The following is a 25,062-nucleotide window of genomic DNA, read 5'->3' on the forward strand; positions in this document are numbered from 1 at the left end:
TCAAGACTGCGGCCCGCCCAACCGGGCGTCCCGGGCGGCGGCCATCTTGCTCGGCAGGCCCCAGAGCTGCACGAAGCCCTTGGCGAGGGACTGGTCGAAGGTGTCGCCGGTGTCGTAGGTGGCCATCCCGAAGTCGTAGAGGCTGGCCTCGGAGCGCCGGCCGGTCACCACGGCCCGCCCGCCGTGCAGGGTGAGGCGCACCTCGCCGGTCACCTGCCGCTGGGCATCGTCGATGAACGCGTCGAGGGAGTTCTTCAGCGGCGAGAACCAGAGGCCGTCGTAGACCAGCTCGCCCCAGCGCTGGTCGACGCCGCGCTTGAACCGGGCCAGGTCCCGCTCGACGGTGACCGCCTCCAGCTCCTGGTGGGCGGTGATCAGGGCGATCGCGCCGGGCGCCTCGTACACCTCGCGGCTCTTGATGCCGACGAGGCGGTCCTCGACCATGTCGAGCCGGCCGACGCCCTGGGCGCCGGCGCGCCGGTTGAGCTCCAGGATCGCCTGGTACGGGGTGACCGTCTCGCCGTCGACGGCGACCGGCACGCCGGCGTCGAAGGTGATGACCACCTCGTCGGCGTCGCGCTCCTGCGCCGGGTCGGCGGTGTACGCGTACAGGTCCTCGATCGGGCCGTTCCAGATGTCCTCCAGGAAGCCGGTCTCCACGGCCCGGCCCCACAGGTTCTGGTCGATCGAGTACGGCGACTTGGCCGTGACGTCGATCGGCAGCCCCTTCTCCTCGGCGAAGGCGATCGCCTTGTCCCGGGTCCAGGCGAAGTCCCGGGCCGGCGCGATGATCTTCAGGTCGGGGGCGAGCGCGCCCAGGCCGACCTCGAAGCGGACCTGGTCGTTGCCCTTGCCGGTGCAGCCGTGCGAGACGATCGTGCCGCCGTGCTTCTTCGCGGCGGTCACCAGGTGCTTGACGATCAGCGGCCGGGACAGCGCGGAGACCAGCGGGTAGCGGTCCATGTAGAGGGCGTTGGCCCGGATGGCCGGCAGGCAGTACTCGGCGGCGAACTCGTCGCGCGCGTCGATCACCTCCGACTCGACGGCGCCGCAGTCCAGGGCGCGCTGCCGGATGACGTTCATGTCCTCGCCGCCCTGCCCGAGGTCGACCGCGACCGCGATCACCTCGGCGCCGGTCTGCTCGGCAAGGTACGGAATGGCGACGGAGGTGTCCAACCCTCCGGAGTACGCAAGGACGACCCGCTCGGTCATGGTGTGGTGCTCCCTTCAACATTTTCTTCCCGGCGGGCCCACGCGGCGAGCTGGTCGCCCAACGCGGCGCCGCCGTCGGCCTCGCGGGCCACGACGAGGATGGTGTCGTCGCCGGCGATGGTGCCGACGACCTCGGGCAGGCCCGCTCGGTCCAACGCGCTGGCCAGGTACTGGGCTGCGCCCGGCGGGGTACGCAGCACGGCGATGTTGCCGCTGGAGTCGACCCCGTTGAGCAGCTCGCGCAGCAGCCGGACCAGCCGGGCCGGCGCGGCCTCGGCGTCGCGCAGCGGCCGGTGGCCGTCCTCCGGGATCAGGTAGACGCCCCGCCCGTCGCCGCCGCGCGCGGTCACCGCGCCCAGCTCCTTCAGGTCCCGGGACAGGGTGGCCTGGGTGACCTGGATGCCGTCACCGGCGAGCAGGTCGGCCAGCTCGGGCTGGGAGTGGACGGCCTTGGCGCGGATCAGCTCGACGATGCGGGCGTGCCGCGCGGCGCGGGTCAGCGGGGCGGTCATGAGGAGGCCTCCAGGAGAAAGGTCAGCAGCGCCTTCTGGGCGTGCAGCCGATTCTCCGCCTGGTCGAAGACCGCGCTGCGCGGCCCGTCGAGCACCTCGTCGGTGATCTCCTCGCCCCGGTGGGCGGGCAGGCAGTGCAGCACGATCACGTCGGCCGCGGCGTGGCCGAGCAGCCCGTCGTCGACCTGGTACGGCCGGAACGGGGTGGTCCGGTCCAGGCCGTCGGACTCCTGGCCCATCGAGGTCCAGGTGTCGGTGGCCACCACCTGGGCGCCGCGGACCGCCTCGACCGGGTCGGTGAGCGCGCGTACCGAACCGCCGGTGCTCGCGGCGATCTTCTCGGCCCGGGCGACGATCTCCGGGTCGGGCTGGAACCCGGCCGGCCCGGCGACCCGGACGTGCATCCCGGCGGTCGCGCCGGCCAGCAGGTACGAGTGGGCCATGTTGTTCGCCGCGTCGCCCACGTACGCCAGGGTCCGCCCGGCGGTGCCGCCGCACCGCTCCCGCACGGTGAGCAGGTCGGCCAGCAGCTGGCACGGGTGGTAGGTGTCGGTGAGCGCGTTGACCACCGGCACGGTCGCGTGCGCGGCGACCTCGGCGATCCGGTCGTCGCCGTGGGTGCGCAGCACGATCGCGGCGACGTAGCGGGACAGCACCTGCCCCGCGTCGCCGAGGGTCTCGCCCCGCCCGAAGTGGGTCACCTGGGTGTCCACCACGAGGGGGTGGCCGCCGAGTTCGGCGATGCCGACGTCGAAGGAGATCCGGGTGCGCAGGCTCTGCTTGTCGAAGAGCACCGCCACCGACCGCGGCCCGTCGAGCGGCTTGTACGCGTACCGGTCGGCCTTCATCCGGGCGGCGAGGTCGAGCACGGCCGACTGCTCGGCGGGCGTCAGGTCGTCGTCGCGCAGGAAGTGGCGGATCATGCGGGGGCCTCCGTGCGGCTGGTGGTGGTCGGTGCGGGCCCGGCGGGCGCGTCGGCCACGGCGGTCGGCACGGGCGCGTCGGCCACGGCGGTCGGCACGGGCGCGTCGGCCACGGCGGTCGGCGCCGAGGCGGGCGCGTCGGTCGGCGCGGCGGCGGTGAGCGCGGCGGGCAGGGCGGCGAGGAACGCCTCCGCCTGCGCGGCGGTCAGGACCAGCGGCGGGGCGAGCCGGACCACGCCGGGCTGCACCGGGTTGACCAGGAAGCCGGCCGCGCGCAGGGCGTCGGCCACCGCGCCGGAGACCGGGGCGGTGAGCACCACGCCGAGCAGCAGGCCGGCGCCGCGTACCTCGCGCACCAGCGGGTGCCCGAGCGCCTCGATCCCCCGCCGCAGCCGCTCCCCGATCCGCTTGACGTGGTCGAGCAGCCCCTCGTTGGCGATGGTCGCGATCACCGCGAGCGCGGCGGCGCAGCTGACCGGGTTGCCGCCGAAGGTGGTGCCGTGCGAGCCGGGGGTGAGCAGGTCGGCGGCCCGGCCGAAGGCCAGGCAGGCGCCGATCGGCAGGCCGCCGCCGAGCCCCTTGGCGAGGGTGACCAGGTCCGGTTCGACGCCCTCGGCCTGGTGCGCGAACCAGTGACCGGTGCGGCCGATGCCGGTCTGCACCTCGTCGAGCACCAGCAGCGCACCGTGCCGGGCGGTGATCCGCCGCGCCGCCGCCAGATACCCGGCCGGCGGGACGACCACGCCGTGCTCGCCCTGGATCGGCTCCAGGATCACCATGGCGGTGGCGTCGCTGACGGCCGCCTCCAGGGCCGCCACGTCGCCGTACCCGACGTGGGTGACGTCGCCGGGCAGCGGGCGGAACGGGTCGGTCTTGGCGGGCTGGCCGGTGAGCGCCAGCGCGCCCATGGTCCGGCCGTGGAAGCCGCCCACCGTGGCGACCACCTGGGTGCGGCCGGTCAGCCGGGAGAGCTTGAAGGCCGCCTCGTTGGCCTCGGCGCCCGAGTTGGCGAGGAAGACCCGGCCGGGGCGGCCGGCCAGGGCCAGCAGCAGCTCGGCCAGGGCCACCGGCGGCTCGGCGACGAACAGGTTCGACACGTGCCCGAGGGTGGCGACCTGCCGGCTGACGGCGGCCACCACGGCCGGGTGGGCGTGGCCGAGGGCGTTGACGGCGATGCCGCCGAGCAGGTCCACGTACTCCCGGCCGGCCTCGTCGACCACGACGGCGCCGGCGCCGGAGACCAGCGCCAGCGGCGGGGTGCCGTAGTTGTCCATCATGGTCGCCTGCCAGCGCTGCACCAGCGTGCTCATCCGTCGATCACCATCGTTCCGAACCCTTCCGAGGTGAAGACCTCGAGCAGCGTGGAGTGGACGACCCGGCCGTCGACGACGTGCGCGGCGGGCACTCCGCCGCGCACCGCCCGCAGGCAGGCCTCCATCTTCGGCACCATCCCGGACTCCAGGGACGGCAGCAGCTTCGCCAGCTCGTCGGCGGTGATCTCGCTGACCAGGCTGGCCGTGTCCGGCCAGTCCGCGTACAGGCCGGGCACGTCGGTGAGCACGACCAGCTTGCGCGCGGCCAGGGCGACGGCCAGCGCGGCGGCGGCGGTGTCGGCGTTGAGGTTGTGCAGCACCCCGTCGGCGTCCGGCGCGACCGTGGAGATGACCGGGATCCGGCCGGCCGCGATCAGGTCGGTCACCGCGGAGACGTTCACCGACTCCACGTCACCGACCAGCCCGACGTCCACCGGCTCCCCGTCCACGTACGCCGGGCGGCGCACCGCGGTGAACAGGCCGGCGTCCTCGCCGGAGAGGCCGACGGCGAACGGCCCGTACGCGTTGACCAGGCCGACCAGCTCCCGGCCCACCTGCCCGACCAGCACCATCCGGACCACGTCCATCGCCTCGGGCGTGGTGACCCGCAGGCCACCGCGGAACTCGCTGTCGATGCCGAGCCGGCCCAGCATGGCGGAGATCTGCGGACCGCCGCCGTGCACCACCACCGGCTTGAGGCCGGCGTACCGCAGGAAGACCATGTCGGCGGCGAAGGCCCGCTGGAGGTCGGGGTCGACCATGGCGTTGCCGCCGTACTTGACCACGACGGTGGCCCCGGAGAACCGGGCCAGCCAGGGCAGGGCCTCGATCAGCGTCGCGGCCTTGGTCTGGGCGAGGGCGAGATCGGGGCTCACCGTGCCGCCGTTGTTCGCGACTGCGGGACTCCGCTGCGCTGCGTTCCTCGCGCTCACGATGAGTAGGCCGAGTTCTCGTGCACGTACGCGTGCGACAGGTCGTTGGTCCAGATCGTCGCCGCCTGGTCGCCGGCGTGCAGGTCGATCCGGATGGTGACGTCCCGGCCGGTGAGGTCGACCTTGGCGCGGTCCTCGGCGGCGGCCCCGCCCCGGCACACCCAAATGCCGTTGACCGCGACGTCCACCCCGTCCGGGTCGAAGGCGGCGGCGGTGGTGCCCACGGCGGCGAGGATCCGCCCCCAGTTCGGGTCGTTGCCGAACAACGCGGTCTTGACCAGGTTGTTGCGGGCCACCGACCGGCCCACCTCGACCGCGTCGTCCTCGCTCGCCGCGCCGACCACCTCGATGGCGACCTGCTTGGTGGCGCCCTCGGCGTCGGCGATCAACTGCTGGGCCAGGTCGTGGCAGGCGGCGGTGACCGCGGCGGTCAGCTCCGCCTCGGTCGGCGCCACGCCGGACGCGCCGCTGGCCAGCAGCAGCACCGTGTCGTTGGTGGACATGCAGCCGTCGGAGTCGACCCGGTCGAAGGTGACCCGGGTGGCGGCGCGCAACGCGGCGTCCAGGGCCTCCGGCCCGGCCACCGCGTCGGTGGTGAGCACGCAGAGCATGGTGGCCATGGCCGGGGCCAGCATGCCGGCGCCCTTGGCCATCCCACCCACGGTCCAGCCGCTGCTCCGGACCACCGTGGTCTTCGGCCGGGTGTCGGTGGTCATGATCGCCTCGGCGGCCGGCGCGCCGCCGTCGCGGGAGAGCCGGCGCACGGCCTGGCGTACGCCGGAGAGCAGGGCGGGCATCGGCAGCCGCTCGCCGATCAGCCCGGTGGAGCAGACCGCCACCTCGCCCGCGCCGAGCATCAGCCGGGCGGTGCTGCCGGTGAGCGCGGCGGCGGTGTGCTCGGCGGTGGCGTGGGTGTCCTGGAAGCCGGCGGGGCCGGTGCAGGCGTTCGCGCCGCCGGAGTTGAGCACCACGGCGCGGACCACCCCACCCCGGACGACCTGCTGGGTCCAGAGCACGGGCGCGGCCTTCACCCGGTTGGTGGTGAAGACGCCGGCGACGGTGGCGTCCGGCCCGTCGTTGACGACGAGCGCGACGTCGGCCGCCCCGGCGGCCTTGAGGCCGGCGGCGACCCCGGCCGCCCGGAAGCCCCGAGGGGTGGTCACGGTCATGGGGAAACTCCAAACACCGGCAGGCCGGAGGTCTCGGGCAGGCCACACATCAGGTTGGCGTTCTGCACCGCCTGACCGGCGGCGCCCTTGCCGAGGTTGTCGATCGCGCTGACCACGATCACCCGGCCGGAGTCGACGTCGACGGTGGCCTGGAGGTGGCACGAGTTGGCGCCGGCGGTGGCGGCGGTGTGCGGCCAGGTTCCCTCGGGCAGCAGGTGCACGAAGGGGGCGTCGGCGTAGGCCGCGGCGAGGATCTCGCGCGGGTCGCCGTCGCCGGTCGGCACGGCGGTGACGGTGGCGAGGATGCCCCGCGGCATGGGGGCGAGCACCGGCGTGAAGGAGAGGCCGGTCGCGCCGGTGGCCTGCTTGATCTCCGGCACGTGTTGGTGCGCGCCGACCTTGTAGGGCGACAGGTCGCCCATCACCTCGCTGCCGAGCAGGTGCGCCTTGGCCGCCCGGCCGGCACCCGAGGTGCCGGAGGCGGCGACCACCACGACGTCCGCGGGGTGCACCGCGCCCGCGGCGATCAGCGGGGCGAGCGCGAGGGTGATGGCGACCGCGTAGCAGCCGGTGTTGGCGACCCGGGTCGCGGCGGCGATCGCCGCCCGCTGGCCGGGCAGCTCGGGCAGCCCGTAGGTCCAGGCCCCGGCGTGCGCGCCGCCGTAGTAGCGGACCCACCCGGCGGCGTCGCGCAGCCGGTGGTCGGCGCCCAGGTCGACCACCTTCGCCGACTCCGGCAGGGCCGCCGCCAGGGCGGCCGACTCGCCGTGCGGCAGGGCCAGGAAGACCAGGTCCGCGTCGGCCAGGGCGGCCGGCTCGGTCACCCCGAGGACCAGGTCCAGGCCGACGAGCTGCGGGTGTACGGCGCTGACGGGCTGACCGGCCCGCGAGTGCGCGGTGGCGGCGACGAGGTCGAACTCGGGGTGCCCGGCGAGCAGGCGCAGCAGCTCGCCGCCGGCGTAGCCGCTCGCACCCGCGACCGCGACTCGGATACCCATACTCACCTCCGCATGACTATGCAACGAAGGATACCGAGACGGCTCCCGCTAATGCAAGGTCATGCAGACGGCTGTATGAAGTTGTCAGTGCGATCCGGGTCACCCGCTCCGCAGTCGTGCGACCCGGACACCGGTGTTAGGAGGGGCCCCCTGCTATACAAAATGCGTTAACAGGGGGCCCCTCCTTACACGTCAGGCGCCGCGGAGGGTGGCGCCGAAGCGTTGCGCCGCGAGGGCGACCGCCGCGTCCCGGGCGGCCACCGCCTCCTCGCCGGCGAGCGTCCGGTCCGGGGCCCGGAACGTCAGCTTGTACGCCAGCGACTTGCGGCCCGTGCCGAGCTGCGCGGAGGCGTACACGTCGAAGAGCCGGACGTCCTCCAGCAGCGGGCCGGCCCCCTCGACCAGGGTGCGCTGCACCTCGGCCGCCGGCACCGAGGAGTCCACCACCAGCGCCACGTCGATCAGCGCCGGCGGGAACGTCGAGATGACCGGACCGGCCACCAGCGGTGCGGCGGGCAGCGCGTCCAGGTTCAGCTCCATGGCGCTGGTGCGCCGGGGCAGCTCCAGGGTCGCCAGCACCACCGGGTGCAGCTCGCCGGCGTAACCGACCACCTCGTCGTCCACCAGCAGCTCGGCGCAGCGGCCGGGGTGCCAGGGGGCGTGCTCGGCGGCCCGGACGGTGACCCGGTCGGCCGGGATGCCGGCGGCGGCGAGGACGTCCCGGCCGGCCGCCACGGCGTCGGCCCAGCCGGCCGGACGGCCCGCGCCCCACCAGCCGGCCGGTTCGAGGTCACCGGCGGTCACCGTGGCCACGTGCCGCGGCTGGTCCGGCACCACCGCGTCGGCGGCGGCGAACTCCTCGTCGGTCGGGCGGCGGTCCACCCCCATCGCGGGCGGGGCGCCGGCGCCGGGACGCGGGTGGAACACCGCGCCGATCTCGTAGATCGCCACGTCCCGCTGGCCCCGCCCGATGTTGCGCTTGAGGGTGCCGAGCAGCGGCCCGAGCAGCGAGGTCCGCATCAGCGGCTCCTCCTCCGACAGCGGGTTCGCCAGCCGCACCGCCGGGCGGCGCGGGTCGTCGGCCGGCAGGCCGAGCTGGTCGGCCAGCTCCGTCGAGACGAACGGGTGGGACAGCACCTCGACGTACCCCCGCTCGGCCAGCGACCGGGCGACCGCCCGGCGGCGCTGCTGCTGCCAGGTGAGGCCACGGCCGGCCGGCGCGGCCGGCAGCACCGACGGCACCCGGTCGTAGCCGTCGAGGCGGACCACCTCCTCGACCAGGTCGGCCGGATCGGTCAGGTCGGGCCGCCAGCTCGGCGGGGTCACGCTGAGCACCTCGCCGTCGCCGGCGGGCACGCCGACCTCGCCCGGGTCCTCCGCCAGCCGGTCGGCGCCCCGCACGACGGTGCAGCCCACCTGCTCCAGCAGGGCCACCACCCGGTCGGCCGGGTAGTTCACCCCGACCCGCCGGGACGGCAGGTCGGCGGGGAGCGCCACCGGCGTACGCGGCCGGACGTGGTCGATGTCCAGGATCTCCGCGCCGGCGGTGCCACCGCCGTTGGCGTGCAGCAGGCCCACCGCGAAGTCCAGCGCGACCAGCGGCAGCGCCGGGTCGACGCCCCGCTCCCACCGCTTCGCGGCCTCACTGAACAGCTTGTGCCGCCGGGCGGTACGGCCCACCGTGGCCGGATCCCAGTGCGCGGCCTCGAAGAGCACGTTCGTGGTGCCGGCAACCACCTCGCTGGTCTCGCCGCCCATCACCGCGGCGAGCGAGATCGGCCCGGTGTCGTCGCAGATCACCAGGTCCTCGTCGGACAGGGTCCGGGCCACACCGTCCAGGGTGGTCAGCTTCTCCCCCGCCTCGGCCCGGCGGACCACCAGCGGGCCGCTGATCCGGTCGGCGTCGAAGGCGTGCATCGGCTGCCCCAGGCAGAGCATCACGTAGTTGGTGATGTCGACCGGCAGCGAGATGCTGCGGATGCCGGCGACGGTGAGCCGCTGCCGCATCCACTCGGGGGTGGCCGCGGTGGGGTCGACGCCGCGCACCAGCCGGGCCGCGAACCGGTCGCAGCCCACCGGGTCGCGCACCTCCACCGGCCACGCCGGCTCGGCGGTGGCCCCCGGCACGGGCCGCTGGGCCGGGTCCTGGAAACCGACGCCGAGGGCGTGCGCCAGCTCCCGGGCCAGCCCGCGCAGGCTCAGCGCGTAGCCGCGGTCCGGGGTGATCTCCAGCTCCAGCACCACGTCGTCGAGCCCCACCAGGGGCCGCGCGTCGTCACCCGGCCGGGCCGGCAGGTACGGGGGCAGCACGATGATGCCCGAGTGGTCGTCGCCCAGGCCCAGTTCCTTGGCCGAGCAGATCATGCCGTTGGAGTTGCGCCCGTACGTCTTGCGCGCGCCGATGGCGAAGTTGCCGGGCAGCACGCCGCCGGGGAGGATCACCACCACCCGGTCACCGGGGGCGAAGTTGCGCGCCCCGCAGACGATCTCCTGCGGCTCGCCGGTGCCGTTGGCGTCGCCGACGTCGACCCGGCAGAACCGGATCGGCTTCTTGAAGCCGGTCAGCTCCTCGATCTCCAGCACCTCGCCGACCACCAGCGGCCCGGTGACCGTCTCCCGCAGGTCCACGATCGACTCGACCTCGATGCCGAGGTCGACGAGCGCCTGCTCCAGGTCGCCGGTGGGCAGGTCGGGCAGGTCGACGTACTCCCGCAGCCAACTGACAGAAACTCGCATGACTCAGACCACCGTCTCCGTTGTCCGTACCCGCATCGCCTACGCCCCGGTGCCCAGCGCCCGGGTGAACCGCACGTCGCCCTCGAACAGGTCGCGGATGTCGCTGACCCCGTGCCGGACCATCAGCGTGCGTTCGATGCCCATCCCGAAGGCGAATCCGGAGTAGACCTCCGGGTCGATGCCGCAGGCGCGCAGCACCCGCGGGTTCACCATGCCGCAGCCGCCCCACTCGACCCACTGCGGGCCGTCGCGGTGCTCCGGGAACCACACGTCGAACTCGGCCGACGGCTCGGTGAACGGGAAGTAGTGCGGCCGCCAGCGGGTCTTCGCCCCCTCGCCGAACATCGCCCGGGCGAAGTGGTCCAGCGTGCCGCGCAGGTGGGCCATGGTGATGCCCTTGTCGACGACGAGGCCCTCGGCCTGGTGGAAGACCGGGCTGTGCGTCGCGTCGACCTCGTCGGTGCGGTAGACCCGGCCGGGCACGATCACGTGGATCGGCGGCCGGCGGCTGAGCATGGTGCGCACCTGCACGGTGGAGGTGTGCGTACGCAGCACCAGGCCGGAGCCGTCCGCGCCGGGCGGCGCGGCGATGTGGAAGGTGTCCATCAGCCCGCGCGCCGGGTGGTCGGCGCCGATGTTCAACGCGTCGAAGTTGCTCCACTCCAGCTCGACCTCGGGCCCCTCGGCCACCTCGTAGCCCATCCCGACGAACAGGTCACTGATCTGCTCCATCAGCACGGCCAGCGGGTGCCGGGCCCCGCGCGGCCGGCGGTCGTACGGCAGGGTCACGTCGACCCGCTCCTCGACCAGCACCCGCGCGGCCTGCTCCCGCTCCAGCACCTCCTGCCGGGCGGTGTACGCGGCCTCGACGGCGCGGCGGGCCTCGTTGACCCGCTTGCCGGCGTCGGACTTCGCGGCCGGCGGCAGCGCGCCGATCTCGCGGCGGGCCAGCGACACCGGCGAACGGTCCCCGAGGTGTGCGGGGCGCAGCGCGGTCAGCGCGTCCGGATCGGCGGCGGCGGCGAACGCCTGCTCGGCGTCGGCCACGGCCTCGGCCAGGGCGGCCGGGTCGAGCAGGGCGACCTGCTTCGGATCGTACGGATCGTTGCGGTAGCTCATGGCGTACGGGCACTCCCTCACGGCGGCGCCGGCCCTTCCGGGCGGCTAGGCGAGTCTACGGACGCGCGGCTGTGCCGCAGCCCGCCGGTGGGAGGTTCGCAGGAAGCAGGTCAGGCCCGCCGCCCGCCGGCACCGGCGGGCTGGCTAAACGAACGCCGTGGCGCGTTCATCACGTGACGGACTCCCCTGTTGTGTGCCGCGCGACCGTGGGTCGGCGCAGCGCTCTCGCCGAAGAGTACAGGCAGACCGCCGCCGCCGCAGCCAGGTTCAGGCTCTCGGCGCGGCCGTGCAGCGGCACCCGGACCCGCTCGTCGGCGGCCTCGGTGAGCGCCGGGGGCAGCCCGTGCGCCTCGGAGCCGAAGAGCCAGGCGGTGGGGGCGGCCAGCCGGCCGGCGTCGGCCAGGTCGTCCAGGTCGGCGTCGCCGTACCCGGTGGTGGCCAGGATCGACAGCCCGCCGGCCCGCAGCCCCGCGACCACCGCGAGGGGGTCGGCGGCGCGGACCACGTCGACGTGGAAGAGGCTGCCGGCGGAGGCCCGCACGCACTTGCCGTTGTACGGGTCCACCGCGTCGCCGGCGAAGACCACCGCGCCCGCCCCGGCGGCGTCGGCGGTGCGCAGCACGGTGCCGGCGTTGCCCGGGTCGCGGATCTCGGCGAGCACCGCCACCAGCCGCGGCCCGCGGGAAAGGGCCCGCTCCAGGGGTACGTCGAGGTGCCGGCAGACGGCGACCAGGCCCTGCGGGGCCACGGTCTCGGCGAGCGCGGCGAGTGCCTCGTCGGTCACCTCGGAGACCGGGATGTCCGCCCCGGCGGCGGTCGCGGCGAGGTCGGCGTACCGGTCCAGGGCGGCCGGGGTGCCGAACAGCTCGACCACGGTGCCGGCGCGGGCCAGCGCCTCCCGGACGGCCTGCGGCCCCTCGGCCAGGAACCGGCCGGCGGCGTCCCGGTCCCGGCGGCGCTGGAGCCGGCGGGCCGCGACGACCCTGGGGGTACGCGGGGTGAACGGGCCGGAGACAGCGTCGAGGCGCCTCCCGCGCGGTGGTGACGGCATGGGAGACGCCTCGATCTGTCGGTACGGGTGACTCAGGCGGCCTGGGCCGCGGCGCCACCGGTGCCCTCGGCCGCCACGGCGGCGCGGGCCAGCTCGACGATCGCGGCGAACGCCGCGGCGTCGTTGACGGCCAGGTCGGCCAGGATCTTGCGGTCGACCTCGATGCCGGCCAGGCGCATGCCCTGGATCAGCCGGTTGTAGGTGAGCCCGTTGGCCCGGGCGCCGGCGTTGATCCGCTGGATCCAGAGCTGCCGGAAGTCGCCCTTGCGGTCGCGACGGTCCCGGTAGGAGTACTGCATCGAGTGCAGCACCTGCTCCTTGGCCTTGCGGTACAGCCGGGAGCGCTGACCGCGGTAACCGCTCGCGGTCTCCAGCAGGGTACGACGCTTCTTCTGGGCGTTCACAGCCCGCTTGACGCGTGCCATCTCAACTCCTTCTTCGGTTCAGGTGGCGCGCGTCAGCGGCCGAGCAGCTTCTTGATTCGCTTGACGTCGGCCTTGGCCAGCTCGACCGTGCCGGTCAGCCGCCGGGTCCGGGTGGAGGCCTTCTTCTCCAGGTTGTGGCGGAGGCCGGCCTGCTGGGCAACGATCTTGCCCTTGCCGGTCACCTTGACCCGCTTGCCCATACCCGTGTGGCTCTTCATCTTCGGCATGTGGAACGTCTCTCCCTGTTACTGGCCGCTGGTGTCAGCGGTCGTGCCGGTCTCACCGGCTGCTGCGGACTCGCCGGCCGCCGGGGTCTCGCCACCTGCCGGGGCGGTCGACTCCTCCGCGACCCGTTCCCGAGGCCCACCACGGGACGCCGTCGCGGCGACCGCGGAGGCCTTCACGGCCCGGTGCGGAGCGAGAACCATGATCATGTTTCGGCCGTCCTGCTTCGGCGCGGCCTCGACGTATCCCAGGTCCGTGATCTCGGACTCGAGCCGGCGCAGGAGCCGGTAACCCAGCTCCGGGCGGCTCTGCTCGCGACCGCGGAACATGATCGTCACCTTGACCTTGTCGCCGGCCTTGAGGAACCGCACCACGTGACCCTTCTTGGTCTCGTAGTCGTGCGGGTCGATCTTCGGCCGGAGCTTCATCTCCTTGATGACGGTCTGCTGCTGGTTACGCCGCGCTTCGCGCGCCTTGAGTGCGCTCTCGTACTTGAACTTGCCGAAGTCCATGAGCTTGCACACCGGCGGGCGCGCCATCGGCGCAACCTCGACCAGGTCCAGGTCGACGTCCGCGGCCAGCTGCAGGGCGCGCTCCAGCGGGACGATGCCCACCTGCTCACCCTCAGGACCGACCAGTCGGACCTCACGTGCCCGGATCTGCTCGTTCACGCGTGGTTCGACGCTGATGGGGCCTCCTCGAGTCGAGTCTCCTGCGGTGCCGACCCCGTGGGCTCCCGGGTGGGAGCGACCCGGAAAGCAGTAAGGCCCCGGCGCATGCCAGGGCCCACTCGACCGGTCGGCACGACCTCATGGTCGCGCATCCGGGACCGGGATGTCCCCGGAACCGGTGACCGGACCCGGCCGCCGTGCGGCGACTCGGGTGGGAGCAGGCGCTCCACTTCAACGACCGCCCGCTCGTGAAACACGGGGGCAGTCTGGTCGACTCCGTAAGACTACACCCCCGGCGACCTGGGTCCCAAACCGGGGCAGCCCACCCGCCGGCAGTCAGCCGACCGGTGGGACCGGTCAGTGGCCGGGTTCGGGGGTGGCGGCGGTCTCGGCGGGCACGCCGAGGTGGGCCTGGTGCAGCCGGCGCAGCGCCCGGACCCCCTCGACGGCGAGCTCCTTGTCCGCCGCCTGGAGGGCGACCATCGGCAGCAGGTCGTCGTCGTGCAGTTCGAGGCTGGCCCACGGGGCGCCCCGGTCGAACCGGACACCCCGGACGACCTCCCAGGGCAGCTCGTAGGAGCCGATGATGTTGCGCACCCGGACACCACGGGCGTCCGCCACCACCCGGGGGCGGGTGAACAGCAGGATGCCGAGCGCGCCGAGCACGCCCAGGCCGATCATCGCGAACTGGTCGCCGCGCTGGAAGGTGCCGAAGCCGCTGCCGGTCGGGCCGGTCAGCGAGGTGGCCACCAGGCTGAAGACCACCAGCAGGGCGATCGCCCCCGCCCAGCAGACCACCCGGATCCGGCGGGGCCGCAGGCTGACCCGGTCGTCGTCACTCACCCCACCAGTCTGCCATCCGGCTCCCGGCCGGGTTCAGCGGACACCCGGGGCGCCGGCCGGCGCGGCCGGACGCCGGCCACCAGCACGGCCAGCAGGGTCAGCACCGCGCCCGCCAGCACCGGCAGCCGCAACCCGGCGCCGCCGGGCAGCAGCAGGTCGAGCAGGAGCGCCCCGGCGAGCTGACCGGCGACCAGGGCCAATCCGGCGCGCAGCACGCCCATCGCGCGGACCCCGACCACCAGCGCCGCCACGATCCCCACCCCGAGCAGGCCGCCGAGGTAGAGGTACCAGACGGGCGGCCAGTCCGGTGCGGGGCCGGCCAGGACGCCGGCGGCCACCGCCGCCAGCAGCACGACCGGGGTGCTGGTGGCGAAGTTGACCGCCACCGAGGCCGAGGCCGTACCGGCCGCCGAGAGCCGCCCGTTCAACGCCGACTGCACCGCCACCGCCACGCCGCCGCCCACCGCCAGCAGCACCAGCCCGACCGCCAGGTCGCCGAGGGGCCGGCCCAGCTGGGCCAGCGCCACCGCGGCCACCCCGAGCAGCGCCCCGCCCACCCGGGGCAGGGTCAGCCGGAGCCGCCCCACCGGGGCCAGCCCGGCCCGGTCCACCGCCAGGCCGCCCAGGCTGCCGCCGGCCACCTGGGCGATGGTGAACACCGCCACCCCGAGCACCGGCACGACGTACGTGCCCACCACCACGATCGCCGCGCCGCCCAGCCCGCCCAGGTACGTCCACCAGGGCAGCCGGGCCCGGCGCAGCGCGGCCAGCCCGGCCCGCATCGACGGCAGGGCGACCAGCCCGAACAGGATCAGCAGCGAGCCACCGAGATTGTTCGCCACCGCCCCCAGCACCGGGTTGCCGGCCCGCTCGCCCAACTCGGCGTTGACCACGCCCTGGGCAGCCGCGGCCACCCCGCCGAGGACGACCAGGACGAGCGCGACCGCCGGCGGCAGGGGCCTCACAGCCGGCAGGCGTGGATGTTGGTGACCAGGATGGCCCGCGCGCCCAACTCGTACAGCTCGTCCATGATCCGGTGCACGTCGTCGCGGAGCACCATCGCCTGCACCGCGACCCAGCCCTCCCGGTGCAGCGGGGAGACCGTCGGCGACTCGATGCCCGGGGTCAGCGAGCTGGCCCGATCCAGCAGCCCGGCGGGCACGTCGTAGGCGAGCATCACGTACCGGCGGGCCACCAGCACCCCCTGGAGGCGGCGCAGCAGCTGGTCGGCCTGGGCGCAGCCGGGTGCGCTGGCCCGGCGGACCAGCACCGCCGAGGAGCGCAGCAGCGGCTCGCCGAAGACGACCAGGCCGGCCTGGCGCAGCGTGGCGCCGGTCTCCACCACGTCGGCGACCACGTCGGCGACGCCGAGCCGGATGGCGTTCTCCACCGCCCCGTCCAGGCGGATCACGTCGGCCTTCACGCCCAGCTCGGCGAGGTACCGCTCGACCAGCCCGGGGTACGCGGTGGCGATCCGGTGCCCGCCCAGCTCCCGTACGTCGTCCACGTCGTCGGGGCGGGCGGCGAAGCGGAAGGTGGCCCGGCCGAAGGCCAGGTCGATGACCTCCTCGGCCGGCGCGCCCGAGTCGATCAGCAGGTCCCGGCCGGTGATGCCGACGTCCAGGTCGCCGGAGCCGACGTAGGTGGCGATGTCCTTGGGCCGCAGGTAGAAGAACTCGATGTCGTTGTCCTCGTCCCGGCGGACCAGGTCCTTCGGGTCGGTGCGCTGGCGGTAGCCCGCCTCGCGCAGCATCTGGGCGGCCTTCTCGGCCAGGGCGCCCTTGTTCGGTACGGCGACGCGCAGCATGACGGAGTGCTCCTTCGATCGAATGTGATCAACGAATGGGGGCACTCAGAGATGTCGGTAGACGTCCTTGAGCTCGAGACCGCTGGCCAGCATCAGCACCTGGACCTGGTAGAGCAGCTGGGAGATCTCCTCGGCGGTACGCTCCGGCCCCTCGTGCTCGGCCGCCATCCACGACTCGGCCGCCTCCTCGACGACCTTCTTGCCGACGAAGTGCACCCCCTTCTCCAGGGCGGCGACCGTGCCCGAGCCGGGTGTGCCGGCGGCGGCCTTGGCCTGCAGCTCGGCGAACAACTCCTCGAACGTCTTCACGGGAGACGATTCTTCCAGCCGGCCCCGGCGCCGCCGCGCCCGGCCCGGCGGCGGCGCCCCGGCCAGATTTCCCTACCTAACAGGTGGGACAGGGTCGAGATGCGGGCCCCTCGCGACCTACCCTGTCGGCCATGCTTCGCCGCTCACGCATCGCCGCGCTCGCCGCCGCCACCGCCGTCCTCGTCGCGGCGGCCGGCTGCGCCCCCGAGCCGGACGAGACGCCCACGGCCACCGGCACCAGCGCCGGGGCCGCCTGCGCCAAGGAGAGCCTGCGGACCCGCACCCCGGGGAAGTTGACCATCGCCACCGACGAGCCGGCGTACGAGCCGTGGTTCAAGGACAACAAGCCCGACAGCGGCGAGGGCTTCGAGGCCGCCGTCGCCTACGCGGTGGCGGAGAAACTGGGGTACGCCCGCCAGGACGTCACCTGGACCCGGGTCAAGTTCGACTCCGCCATCGCCCCCGGTCCGAAGACCTTCGACTTCGACATCAACCAGTTCTCCATCACCGAGGAACGCAAGCGGGCGGTCGACTTCTCCGCGCCCTACTACCTGGTGCGGCAGACCGTGATCGCGCTCAAGTCCTCGAAGATCGCCGGGAAGAAGTCGCTTGCCGAACTGAAGGACGCCAAGCTCGGCGCCCAGGTCGGCACGACCAGCTACCAGGCGATCACCGACGTGATCAAGCCGGCCGTCCCGCCGCAGGTCTACAACAGCAACGACGACGCCAAGAAGGCGCTGCAGAACGGCCAGCTCGACGGGCTGGTGGTGGACCTGCCCACCGCCTTCTACATCACCGGCGCCGAGATCACCGACGCCACCATCGTGGGCCAGGTGCCGCAGGTCGGCGCGCCCGAGGCGTTCGGGCTGCTGCTGGACAAGAACTCCCCGCTCACCGGCTGCGTCAGCGACGCCGTCGGCGACCTGGCCGACGCCGGCACGCTCAAGGAGCTGGAGCAGACCTGGCTCGCCGAGGCCGCCGGAGCGACCGAGCTCACGTGAGCCTGCTGCACCACACCCCGTCGACGGCGCAGCGGCGGCGGGCCGCGTACCGCCGCCGCCAGACGATCCGCAGCGTGCTGGTCGCCGCCGCCTCCACGGCGGTGCTCGGCACGCTGCTGGTCCTCGCCGTCACCGGCGCGCCCGGCTGGGACCGGGTCCGCGAATCGTTCCTGGACCCGGCGATCGCCCGGGACGCCCTGCCCACGGTGCTGACCGGGCTGTGGCTCAACGTACGGCTGCTGGTCTGCTGCGCCGCGGGCGCGCTGCTGCTCGGGCTGGTGATCGCGCTGCTGCGGACCCTGCGCGGCCCGGTCTTCTTCCCGGTCCGGGCGCTCGCCGCCGGCTACACGTACACCTTTCGCGGGCTGCCGCTGATCATCGTGCTGTACCTGCTCACCCTCGGCGTGCCCGGGCTGCGACTACAGGGGATGCCGCCGGTGCTGGTGCTCGGCGGGCTGGCCCTGGTGCTCACCTACGGCGGCTACCTGGCCGAGGTGTTCCGGGCCGGCATCGAGTCGGTCCACCCGAGCCAGCTCGCCGCCGCCCGCTCGCTGGGGCTGACCTACCGGCAGACCATGCGGCACGTGGTGCTGCCGCAGGCCGTCCGGCGGGTCGCGCCACCCCTGCTCAACGACGTGGTGGCGCTGCAGAAGGACGTCGGGCTGGTCTCCCTGGCCGGTCCGATCGACGCGGTGCGGGCCGCCCAGATCGCCACCGCCCAGACGTTCAACTACACCCCGTACATCGTGGCCGGGGTGCTGTTCGTGCTGCTCGCCATCCCGCTGATCGCGGTCACCGACTGGGTGACGCTGCGCTCGGCCCGACGCCAGTCCGGGGGTTGAGATGCCGGTGCTGACCTGCCGGGGGCTGCGCAAGGAGTTCGGCGACCACGTGGTGCTCGACGGGCTCGACCTGACCGTCGACGAGCACCGGGTGGTGGCGTTGATCGGGGCGTCCGGCTCGGGGAAGTCCACCCTGCTGCGCTGCGTCAACCTGCTGGAGGAGCTGGACGACGGGATCATCGAGCTGGACGGCGAGGAGATCTCCGACCCGCGGGTGGACGCCGACGTGGTCCGCCGCCGGATCGGGATGGTCTTCCAGTCGTACAACCTCTTCCCGCACCTGACCGTGCTGGACAACATCACCCTCGCCCCGCGCCGGGTGCACGGGCGGGCCCGGGCCGACGCCGAGGCCCACGCCCGGGAGCTGCTCGACCGCGTCGGGCTCGGAGACAAGGTGGCCGCCTACCCGGACCGGCTCTCCGGCGGGCAGCAGCAGCGGGTGGCGATCGTCCGGGCGCTGGCCAACTCGCCCCGCCTGATGCTGCTGGACGAGGTCACCTCCGCGCTCGACCCGGAGCTGGTCGGCGAGGTACTGGCCCTGATCCGCGACCTCAAGGCGGACGGAATGACCATGGTGCTGGCCACCCACGAGATGGGCTTCGCCCGTGAGGTCGCCGATCAGGTCTGCTTCCTCGACGGTGGCCGGGTCATCGAGGCCGGGCCGCCCGCGCAGGTGCTGGGCGAGCCGACCCAGCCCCGCACCCGGCAGTTCCTGCGCCGGATCATCGAGGCCGGCCGGCTCTGACCGCCCCGGTCACCGGGACGGGCCGACCCTCGCCGGTCCGCTCGCCGTGCGCGGTGCGCGGTGCGCGCTGGGCGTGGGCGGTGCGCGGCCGTGGCCCGACTCGCGGCGTGTCGCGGTGTCCGGCGGGCGGGATGGCCCCATGCGCGGCGTGTCGCGGTGTCCGGCGGCCGGATTGGCCCCATGCGCGGCGTGTCGCGGTGCGCGGCGGTGAGGTGGGCCGCGTGTGCGGCGGGGCGGTCCCGGTCTGGCGGCACGTCGGGAGGGCGTCCGCCCATTGCCCGGGGCGGCCGGCTACACCCTCCCCGCTACCTACCAACTTGATGACGCGAACGAATCATCGAGGCCGCGATATCCGGGAAAACGTGCCCCGGTTGATTCGTTTACGACATCAAGTTCGTAGGCCACGCGCCGACCCATCCGAGAGGGGTACGGCGCGGAGCCCAGGCGCACACCGCAGCGCAGCGCGGAGCCCAAGCCGCGCACCGCGCCACAGCACCCTGGCGCCCAGCGCGGCACGAACGGCACCCGGACGGACAGCACCCCGGCGCCCAGCACGGCACGGAACGACACCCGGACGGCACAGCACCCAGGCACCCGCCGCGGCACGGAACGACGCCAGGCGGCCAGCGCCCCGGCGGCACCGCGCCCTGGTGGCACGGCAACCCCAGCCAGCAGGAGGCGGACCGGAGCCGGGCCGGCTCCGGTCCGAGCAGGTCAGCCGCCGAAGCCGACCCGCTGGGCGTTGGCGGCGGCCACCCCACGGATGGCCAGGGCGGCGTCCAGCGCCGCCACGGTGGCCGCCCAGCCCTTGTCCTCGGCCGAGCCCGGCAGCCCGGCCCGGTCCCGGGCCTGCTCGAGGGTGTCGACGGTGAGCACCCCGTGCGCCACCGGCTTCCCCTCGTCCAGCGCCACCCGGGTCAGCCCGTCGGTGACCGACTGGCAGACGTAGTCGAAGTGGGCGGTGGCGCCGCGCACCACCACGCCGAGGGCGACCACCACGTCACAGCGGCGGGCCAGCGCCTGGGCCACCACCGGCAGCTCCACCGACCCGGCCACCCGGGCCACCACCGCCCGGGCGCCGCACGCCTGCGCCGCCGCGACCGCCCGGTCCAGCATGTGGTCGGTCAGCTCACCGTGCCAACGGGCCGCGACCACGCCGACCGTCATGCCGGCGGCGTCCACCGCGTCCGTTCCGGGCTCGCCGAATCCCGCCATCTCCTACGCTCCGATCTCGTCGCCGGCGACCGCACGCCCCATCGGCGCCTCGGTCCGCTCGTCCAGGTCCTCCAGCAGGTGCCCCATCCGGTCCCGCTTGGTCCGCAGGTAGCGCACGTTCTCCGGGTTGGACCGGACGGGCAGCCCCTCGCGGCCGGTGACGGTCAGGCCGTACCCCTCCAGCCCGGCCCGCTTGGCCGGGTTGTTGGTGAGCAGCCGCATGGACCGTACGCCGAGGTCGTAGAGGATCTGCGCGCCGGTGCCGTAGTCCCGGGCGTCGGCCGGCAACCCCAGGTCCAGGTTCGCGTCGACGGTGTCCCGGCCGAGGTCCTGCAACTGGTAGGCGCGCAGCTTGTGCAGCAGCCCGATGCCACGGCCCTCGTGGCCGCGCACGTAGAGCACCACCCCGCGCCCCTCCCGGGCCACCCGGGCCAGCGAAGCCTGCAACTGCGGGCCGCAGTCGCAGCGCAGCGAGCCGAACACGTCCCCGGTGAGGCACTCGGAGTGCACCCGGACCAGCACGTCCTGCCCGTCGCCGAGGTCGCCGTAGACCAGGGCGACGTGCTCGGCCGGGTCGTGCTCGGCGCGGTAGCCCAGCGCCCGGAACACCCCGTACGGGGTGGGCATCCGGGCCTCGGCGACCCGCTCGACCTGCTTCTCGTGCCGCCGCCGGTACGCCACCAGGTCGGCGATGGTGATCAGGGTCAGGTCGTGCTCGGCGCAGAACTTCTCCAGCTCCGGCAGCCGCATCATGGTGCCGTCGTCGTTGACCAGCTCGCAGAGCACCCCGGCGGGCCGCAGCCCGGCCAGCCGGGTCAGGTCGACGGCCGCCTCGGTGTGCCCGGGGCGCCGCAGCACGCCGCCCTCGCGGGCCCGCAGCGGCACCACGTGGCCGGGGCGGGCCAGGTCGGTCGGGTCGGTCGACGGGTCGGCGAGCAGCCGGATGGTGTGCGAGCGGTCGGCGGCGGAGATGCCGGTGCTGACCCCCTCCCGGGCGTCCACGGTCACCGTGTAGGCGGTGCCCCGCCGGTCCTGGTTGGTGTGGTGCATCGGCGGCAGGTCCAGCCGGTCGCACTCGCTCTCGGTCAGCGGCACGCAGACGTAGCCCGAGGTGTAGCGGACCATGAAGGCCAGCAGCTGCGGCGTCGCCAGCTCGGCGGCGAAGATCAGGTCGCCCTCGTTCTCCCGGTCCTCGTCGTCGACCACGACGACGGGCCGGCCGGCGGCGACGTCGGCCAGGGCCTGCTCGATGCTGCCGAAGGCGGTGGTGCTCATGCCGCGACCTCCGAGTAGGTGGGCGGGATCGGGGCGGCGGGGGCGGCGGCCCGGCGCGAGGTGCGCCACCAGGCGACCAGGCCCCAGACGCAGAACCCGCCGTAGACCAGGTACATCGCCGCCGACGGATAGAAGCCGCCCTGGAGCAGCAGTGGCACCCCGACCGCGTCGACGGCGATCCAGATCAGCCAGAACTCGACCCAGCCGCGGGCCATGCCGTACGTGGCGAGCAGGCTGCCGACCAGGATCCAGGCGTCCGGCAGCGGCCCCCAGGAGCCGAGCGCGGCGAGCACCGGGTACGCGGCCGCCGTGCCGATTGCCGCGGCGGCCAGCAGGCCGAGCCGTTCCCGGCCGGTGGCCCAGCGCGGGATCACCGCGGGCTGCTCCCCCGCGCCGCCCCGGCGGTTGCGCGACCAGCGCCACCAGCCGTAGACGCTGACCGCGAAGAAGAAGACCTGCCGGCCGGCCTGGCCGTAGAGGTCGTGGGCCTGCGGGGTGGCGAACACCGCGCCGAGGAAGACGGTGAACAGCAGCGCGTTGCCGATCATGCCGACCGGCCAGGCCCAGACCACCCGGCGCAGGCCGAGCAGCGCGGAGCCGAGGCCGAAGATGTTGCCGACGATCTCCCGGACCAGCACCGGCGAGCCGGCGACGTGGACCTGGGCGTCGAGCAGCCAACCGAGCGGGCCCATCAGCGCACACCCCCCGGCGTACGGTCGCCGAGCAGCCGCTCGACGTACTTGGCCAGCACGTCCACCTCCAGGTTGACCGGGTCGCCGACGCCCTTGGCGCCGAGCGTGGTGAGCTGGCGGGTGGTGGGGATCAGCCCGACGGAGAACCAGTCGGCGCCGACCGCGGCGACGGTGAGCGACACCCCGTCGACGGTGATCGAGCCCTTCTCCACCACATATCGGGTCAGCTCGGCGGGGAGCCGGAAGCGGACCGTCTCCCACTGCTCGGCCGGCTCCCGGGCGACGATCTCGCCGACCCCGTCGACGTGTCCCTGGACCAGGTGCCCGCCGAGCCGGCTGCCCAGCGCGGCGGCCCGTTCCAGGTTGACCGGGGCGCCGGTGCGCAGCGCGCCCAGCGCCGAGCGGCGCAGCGTCTCGCCCATCACGTCGGCGGTGAACACGCCGCCGTCGACGTCGACCACGGTCAGGCAGACGCCGTTGACGGCGATCGAGTCGCCGTGCCGGGCGTCCGAGGTGACCAGCGGGCCGCGGACGGCGACCAGGGCCGAGTCGCCCCCGGTCGGGGTCACGCCGGCGACCTCGCCCAACTCCTCCACGATGCCGGTGAACATGTCAGCTCTCCCTCTTTCGGGGCTGGGCGGTGATCCGCAGGTCGGGACCGATCCGGGTGACGTCGGTGAGTTCCAGGTCGATGGCCTCGGCGATGGTGGTCACGCCGGCGTCGACAAGCGCGGTCGGCCCGGCGCCGAGCAGCCGGGGCGCGACGTACCCGACGACCTGGTCGACCAGGCCGGCGGCGAGGAACGCGCCGGCCAGCCGGGGGCCGCCCTCCAGCAGCGCGGCGCGCACGCCGCGCCGGTGCAGCTCGGCCAGGAGCGCGGGCAGGTCGACCCGGCCGTCCGGGCCGGCGCCGACCTCGGCGGCGGTGGCGATCCAGGTGGGCGCGGCGGCGTCGCGGACCCGGGCGTCGACCGGGGTACGCCCGGCGCTGTCCACCACGACGCGCAGCGGCTGCCGGATGGCCAGGGTGCCGTCGCGCAGGTTGCGGGCGGTGAGCCGGGGGTCGTCGGCGAGCACCGTGCCCACCCCGGCGAGCACCGCGTCGACGGTGCCGCGCAGCGCGTGCACGTCCGTCCGGGCCGCCTCGGAGGTGATCCACATGCTGGTGCCGTCGGCGGCGGCCGACCGGCCGTCGAGGGTGGCGGCGTACTTCCAGATCACGTACGGCCAGCCGCGCCGGGTGGAGGTCAGCCAGGCGACGTTGCCGGCCTCCGCCTCGGCGGCGCGCACGCCGACCTCGACCTGGACGCCGGCGTCGCGCAGGGTGCGGGCGCCACCGGCCGCGACCGGATTGGGATCCGGCACGGCGATCACCACCCGGCTCACCCCGGCGTTGATCAGCGCGAGGCTGCACGGCCCGGTGCGGCCGACGTGGTCGCAGGGTTCCAGGGTGACCACCGCGGTGCCGCCCTTGGCCCGGCGACCGGCCTGGGCGAGCGCGACGATCTCGGCGTGCGGTCCGCCGGCGTACGCGTGGAAGCCCTCACCGACGACCGTGCCGTCCGCGTCGAGCAGGACGCAGCCGACCACCGGGTTGGGGCTGGCGGTGCCGAGGCCCCGGGCGGCGAGCGCGACGGCACGCCGCATCGCCTCGTCGACCGCAGCGCTGGCCATCGCCCTGCCCTCTCGACTCGCCGGTGGCGCGCGGGCGGTGCGGGAGGGGTGGCCACAGGGGCCGCGGGCAGGCGGCGGAGAATCCGGGGACGGCACAGCCGACCCCGGGGAGCCCCGGCGATGGTCGGACAGCGACCGGCGCACAGGGCCCTCCCCCGTCCCGCGCGCTGTCTCCCATCCGGACTTTCTGGTGGCGGACGAACCGCCACCAACCGTCGGCCCCGGATTCTCACCAGGTCCACCGTCCGGCCGAAGCCGTCCGGGTCGCGGGCTTACCACGGTCGGACCGTGGATCACCGCCGGTTCGGAATTTCACCGAGCCCCGCCAGCGCGTGGTGGGTACTCCCGAAGTCTTACACGCGTCCCGGGGGGTCGCGCCACCGAGGCGAGCTACCTCACAGCAAAGACCGCACGATCACGTAACGCCCCGACGCCGGTCGACCGCGACGTACGAGCCGGGTTGGCTCTTGGCGACCGATTTCATCTCCGACGCGACGGCGATGGCCTCCAGCGGGTCGGTGAACCGCTTGCCGGGGTCGGAGAGCGAGACGCCGATGGAGAGGGTGACCAGCGCGGCCCGGCGGATGTTGCCCCGGCGGTCCTTGAGCTCCACGAACCCGCGCTCCCGGTCGGTCGGGTCGTAGAGCGAGTCGGCGGCCTTCTCGAAGTCGACCACCGCCCGGGAGGTCAGCGGGCGGACCTGGTCGGGGGTGCAGACGATGACGAAGTCGTCGCCGCCGACGTGGCCGAGGAAGGCCGGCGGCAGGCCGATCGAGACCACCGCCCGGTGCAGGCTGCGGGCCAGGGCGGAGATGAACTCGTCGCCCCGGACGAAGCCGTACCGGTCGTTGACGCTCTTGAACCGGTCGATGTCGACGTAGCCGACGGCGTAGTCGGCACCGTTGCGGACCCGGTCGGCGATCTCCCGGCGGATCCGGCTGTTGCCGGGCAGCCCGGTCAGCGGGGAGACCTCGCGGAACTCCTTGTTGCGGCGCAGCGTGGAGGCGACCCGGGCCACCAGCTCGGCGGTGTCGAAGGGCTTGACCAGGTAGTCGTCCGCCCCGGCGCTGAGCCCGTGGACCTTGTCCACGGTCATCCCCTTGGCGGTCAGCATGATCACCGGCAGTGCCGAGGTCATCGGGTCGGCGCGCAGCCGCCGGGTCAGCTCCAGGCCGTCCACGCGGGGCATCATCAGGTCCACCACGGCCAGGTCGGGCCGTTGCCGCTCGATCACCTCGAGCGCCTCCTGGCCGTCGCTGGCGTGGATCACCTCGAAGCCGTGCAGCCGCAGGTTGAACTCGACGAAGCGGGCGATGTCCTCGTCGTCGTCGACGACCAGGATGACGTCGGGTCGGTCCTCGGCCGGGTCCACG

Annotated in this window: 26 protein-coding genes and 1 riboswitch; of the genes, 3 read left to right on the top strand and 23 right to left on the bottom strand. The window is 74.2% G+C overall.

What is annotated here, in order from left to right; translation table 11 throughout:
• From K7640_RS25770 to K7640_RS25850, 17 genes are all read right to left on the bottom strand, one after another.
• Complete coding sequence (locus K7640_RS25770) at positions 1–1,212, bottom strand: argininosuccinate synthase (protein ID WP_222957508.1); 1,212 nt, start codon at positions 1,210–1,212, stop codon at positions 1–3.
• On the bottom strand, positions 1,209–1,724 hold the full coding sequence (locus tag K7640_RS25775; protein ID WP_222957509.1) for an arginine repressor: 516 nt from the start codon (positions 1,722–1,724) through the stop codon (positions 1,209–1,211). Before K7640_RS25775 ends, K7640_RS25770 begins: the two co-directional genes overlap by 4 nt.
• Positions 1,721–2,647, bottom strand: coding sequence for an ornithine carbamoyltransferase (argF, locus tag K7640_RS25780; protein ID WP_222957510.1), 927 nt, complete (start codon positions 2,645–2,647; stop codon positions 1,721–1,723). Before argF ends, K7640_RS25775 begins: the two co-directional genes overlap by 4 nt.
• The gene (locus K7640_RS25785; RefSeq protein ID WP_222957511.1) at positions 2,644–3,957 is read right to left on the bottom strand and encodes an acetylornithine transaminase; all 1,314 of its coding nucleotides are present in this window, start codon (positions 3,955–3,957) and stop codon (positions 2,644–2,646) included. Before K7640_RS25785 ends, argF begins: the two co-directional genes overlap by 4 nt.
• On the bottom strand, positions 3,954–4,835 hold the full coding sequence (gene argB, locus K7640_RS25790) for an acetylglutamate kinase (RefSeq protein WP_222957512.1): 882 nt from the start codon (positions 4,833–4,835) through the stop codon (positions 3,954–3,956). The genes K7640_RS25785 and argB overlap by 4 nt, the downstream gene beginning before the upstream one ends.
• A gap of 53 nt (positions 4,836–4,888) precedes the next feature.
• Positions 4,889–6,061, bottom strand: coding sequence for a bifunctional glutamate N-acetyltransferase/amino-acid acetyltransferase ArgJ (argJ, locus tag K7640_RS25795; protein ID WP_222957513.1), 1,173 nt, complete (start codon positions 6,059–6,061; stop codon positions 4,889–4,891).
• Positions 6,058–7,059: an N-acetyl-gamma-glutamyl-phosphate reductase gene (gene argC / locus K7640_RS25800; protein ID WP_222957514.1), complete on the bottom strand. Its 1,002-nt coding sequence runs from the start codon at positions 7,057–7,059 to the stop codon at positions 6,058–6,060. Before argC ends, argJ begins: the two co-directional genes overlap by 4 nt.
• 192 nt (positions 7,060–7,251) lie before the next feature.
• Entirely contained in the window at positions 7,252–9,795 is a 2,544-nt protein-coding gene (gene pheT, locus K7640_RS25805; protein ID WP_222957515.1) for a phenylalanine--tRNA ligase subunit beta, read from the bottom strand.
• Between the two features lie 39 nt (positions 9,796–9,834).
• A complete protein-coding gene (gene pheS / locus K7640_RS25810) occupies positions 9,835–10,914 on the bottom strand; it encodes a phenylalanine--tRNA ligase subunit alpha (RefSeq protein ID WP_222957516.1) in 1,080 nt (359 codons plus the stop codon).
• Positions 10,915–11,083: 169 nt separating this feature from the next.
• Positions 11,084–11,965: an RNA methyltransferase gene (locus K7640_RS25815; protein ID WP_222957517.1), complete on the bottom strand. Its 882-nt coding sequence runs from the start codon at positions 11,963–11,965 to the stop codon at positions 11,084–11,086.
• Positions 11,966–11,997: 32 nt separating this feature from the next.
• Positions 11,998–12,390: a 50S ribosomal protein L20 gene (gene rplT / locus K7640_RS25820; protein ID WP_222957518.1), complete on the bottom strand. Its 393-nt coding sequence runs from the start codon at positions 12,388–12,390 to the stop codon at positions 11,998–12,000.
• A 32-nt stretch (positions 12,391–12,422) separates the two neighbouring features.
• Positions 12,423–12,617, bottom strand: a complete 195-nt coding sequence (rpmI, locus tag K7640_RS25825) for a 50S ribosomal protein L35 (RefSeq protein WP_091436665.1) — start codon at positions 12,615–12,617, stop codon at positions 12,423–12,425.
• Between the two features lie 18 nt (positions 12,618–12,635).
• Entirely contained in the window at positions 12,636–13,286 is a 651-nt protein-coding gene (infC, locus tag K7640_RS25830) for a translation initiation factor IF-3 (protein WP_222957519.1), read from the bottom strand.
• 357 nt (positions 13,287–13,643) lie between these two features.
• Positions 13,644–14,129 (bottom strand): PH domain-containing protein, encoded by a 486-nt coding sequence (locus K7640_RS25835; protein WP_222957520.1) that lies wholly within the window; start codon positions 14,127–14,129, stop codon positions 13,644–13,646.
• Positions 14,126–15,094 carry a DMT family transporter gene (locus tag K7640_RS30660; RefSeq protein ID WP_222957521.1) on the bottom strand — a complete coding sequence of 323 codons (969 nt, stop codon included), beginning with the start codon at positions 15,092–15,094 and terminating at the stop codon, positions 14,126–14,128. Before K7640_RS30660 ends, K7640_RS25835 begins: the two co-directional genes overlap by 4 nt.
• Positions 15,091–15,936: an ATP phosphoribosyltransferase gene (gene hisG / locus K7640_RS25845; RefSeq protein WP_222957522.1), complete on the bottom strand. Its 846-nt coding sequence runs from the start codon at positions 15,934–15,936 to the stop codon at positions 15,091–15,093. The genes K7640_RS30660 and hisG overlap by 4 nt, the downstream gene beginning before the upstream one ends.
• 45 nt (positions 15,937–15,981) lie before the next feature.
• Complete coding sequence (locus tag K7640_RS25850) at positions 15,982–16,245, bottom strand: phosphoribosyl-ATP diphosphatase (protein ID WP_088973679.1); 264 nt, start codon at positions 16,243–16,245, stop codon at positions 15,982–15,984.
• 131 nt (positions 16,246–16,376) lie between these two features.
• Between K7640_RS25850 and K7640_RS25855 the strand changes: the two genes are divergently transcribed.
• Genes K7640_RS25855 through K7640_RS25865 form a run of 3 tightly spaced genes read left to right on the top strand, consistent with a single transcriptional unit; the run spans position 16,377 to position 18,833 of the window.
• The gene (locus tag K7640_RS25855) at positions 16,377–17,246 is read left to right on the top strand and encodes an ABC transporter substrate-binding protein (RefSeq protein ID WP_222957523.1); all 870 of its coding nucleotides are present in this window, start codon (positions 16,377–16,379) and stop codon (positions 17,244–17,246) included.
• Positions 17,247–17,251: 5 nt separating this feature from the next.
• Entirely contained in the window at positions 17,252–18,088 is an 837-nt protein-coding gene (locus K7640_RS25860; RefSeq protein ID WP_222957572.1) for an amino acid ABC transporter permease, read from the top strand.
• 1 nt (position 18,089) lies between these two features.
• Positions 18,090–18,833, top strand: coding sequence for an amino acid ABC transporter ATP-binding protein (locus K7640_RS25865; RefSeq protein WP_222957524.1), 744 nt, complete (start codon positions 18,090–18,092; stop codon positions 18,831–18,833).
• A gap of 714 nt (positions 18,834–19,547) precedes the next feature.
• Here K7640_RS25865 and ribH read toward each other — a convergent pair.
• From ribH to K7640_RS25895, 6 genes are all read right to left on the bottom strand, one after another.
• A complete protein-coding gene (ribH, locus tag K7640_RS25870) occupies positions 19,548–20,048 on the bottom strand; it encodes a 6,7-dimethyl-8-ribityllumazine synthase (RefSeq protein ID WP_222957525.1) in 501 nt (166 codons plus the stop codon).
• 3 nt (positions 20,049–20,051) lie between these two features.
• Complete coding sequence (locus tag K7640_RS25875; protein ID WP_222957526.1) at positions 20,052–21,323, bottom strand: bifunctional 3,4-dihydroxy-2-butanone-4-phosphate synthase/GTP cyclohydrolase II; 1,272 nt, start codon at positions 21,321–21,323, stop codon at positions 20,052–20,054.
• Entirely contained in the window at positions 21,320–22,015 is a 696-nt protein-coding gene (pnuC, locus tag K7640_RS25880; protein WP_222957527.1) for a nicotinamide riboside transporter PnuC, read from the bottom strand. Before pnuC ends, K7640_RS25875 begins: the two co-directional genes overlap by 4 nt.
• Positions 22,015–22,626, bottom strand: coding sequence for a riboflavin synthase (locus K7640_RS25885; RefSeq protein WP_222957528.1), 612 nt, complete (start codon positions 22,624–22,626; stop codon positions 22,015–22,017). The genes pnuC and K7640_RS25885 overlap by 1 nt, the downstream gene beginning before the upstream one ends.
• A gap of 1 nt (position 22,627) precedes the next feature.
• Positions 22,628–23,689 (bottom strand): bifunctional diaminohydroxyphosphoribosylaminopyrimidine deaminase/5-amino-6-(5-phosphoribosylamino)uracil reductase RibD, encoded by a 1,062-nt coding sequence (ribD, locus tag K7640_RS25890; RefSeq protein WP_222957529.1) that lies wholly within the window; start codon positions 23,687–23,689, stop codon positions 22,628–22,630.
• A 162-nt stretch (positions 23,690–23,851) separates the two neighbouring features.
• A riboswitch (FMN riboswitch) is annotated at positions 23,852–24,023 on the bottom strand.
• An 81-nt stretch (positions 24,024–24,104) separates the two neighbouring features.
• Positions 24,105–25,061 (bottom strand): response regulator, encoded by a 957-nt coding sequence (locus tag K7640_RS25895; protein WP_222957530.1) that lies wholly within the window; start codon positions 25,059–25,061, stop codon positions 24,105–24,107.
• Position 25,062: the final 1 nt, after the last annotated feature.

Source organism: Micromonospora sp. PLK6-60, assembly GCF_019890675.1.
Classification (GTDB): domain Bacteria; phylum Actinomycetota; class Actinomycetes; order Mycobacteriales; family Micromonosporaceae; genus Micromonospora.

Excerpts from the sequence above, each read along its gene's own strand:
- K7640_RS25770 (WP_222957508.1), bottom strand. The coding sequence starts at position 1,212 with ATGACCGAGCGGGTCGTCCTTGCGTACTCCGGAGGGTTGGACACCTCC.
- K7640_RS25775 (WP_222957509.1), bottom strand. The coding sequence starts at position 1,724 with ATGACCGCCCCGCTGACCCGCGCCGCGCGGCACGCCCGCATCGTCGAG.
- argF (WP_222957510.1), bottom strand. The coding sequence starts at position 2,647 with ATGATCCGCCACTTCCTGCGCGACGACGACCTGACGCCCGCCGAGCAG.
- K7640_RS25785 (WP_222957511.1), bottom strand. The coding sequence starts at position 3,957 with ATGAGCACGCTGGTGCAGCGCTGGCAGGCGACCATGATGGACAACTAC.
- argJ (WP_222957513.1), bottom strand. The coding sequence starts at position 6,061 with ATGACCGTGACCACCCCTCGGGGCTTCCGGGCGGCCGGGGTCGCCGCC.
- argC (WP_222957514.1), bottom strand. The coding sequence starts at position 7,059 with ATGGGTATCCGAGTCGCGGTCGCGGGTGCGAGCGGCTACGCCGGCGGC.
- pheT (WP_222957515.1), bottom strand. The coding sequence starts at position 9,795 with ATGCGAGTTTCTGTCAGTTGGCTGCGGGAGTACGTCGACCTGCCCGAC.
- pheS (WP_222957516.1), bottom strand. The coding sequence starts at position 10,914 with ATGAGCTACCGCAACGATCCGTACGATCCGAAGCAGGTCGCCCTGCTC.
- K7640_RS25815 (WP_222957517.1), bottom strand. The coding sequence starts at position 11,965 with ATGCCGTCACCACCGCGCGGGAGGCGCCTCGACGCTGTCTCCGGCCCG.
- rplT (WP_222957518.1), bottom strand. The coding sequence starts at position 12,390 with ATGGCACGCGTCAAGCGGGCTGTGAACGCCCAGAAGAAGCGTCGTACC.
- rpmI (WP_091436665.1), bottom strand. The coding sequence starts at position 12,617 with ATGCCGAAGATGAAGAGCCACACGGGTATGGGCAAGCGGGTCAAGGTG.
- hisG (WP_222957522.1), bottom strand. The coding sequence starts at position 15,936 with ATGCTGCGCGTCGCCGTACCGAACAAGGGCGCCCTGGCCGAGAAGGCC.
- K7640_RS25855 (WP_222957523.1), top strand. The coding sequence starts at position 16,377 with ATGCTTCGCCGCTCACGCATCGCCGCGCTCGCCGCCGCCACCGCCGTC.
- K7640_RS25865 (WP_222957524.1), top strand. The coding sequence starts at position 18,090 with ATGCCGGTGCTGACCTGCCGGGGGCTGCGCAAGGAGTTCGGCGACCAC.
- ribH (WP_222957525.1), bottom strand. The coding sequence starts at position 20,048 with ATGGCGGGATTCGGCGAGCCCGGAACGGACGCGGTGGACGCCGCCGGC.
- K7640_RS25875 (WP_222957526.1), bottom strand. The coding sequence starts at position 21,323 with ATGAGCACCACCGCCTTCGGCAGCATCGAGCAGGCCCTGGCCGACGTC.
- pnuC (WP_222957527.1), bottom strand. The coding sequence starts at position 22,015 with ATGGGCCCGCTCGGTTGGCTGCTCGACGCCCAGGTCCACGTCGCCGGC.
- K7640_RS25885 (WP_222957528.1), bottom strand. The coding sequence starts at position 22,626 with ATGTTCACCGGCATCGTGGAGGAGTTGGGCGAGGTCGCCGGCGTGACC.
- ribD (WP_222957529.1), bottom strand. The coding sequence starts at position 23,689 with ATGGCCAGCGCTGCGGTCGACGAGGCGATGCGGCGTGCCGTCGCGCTC.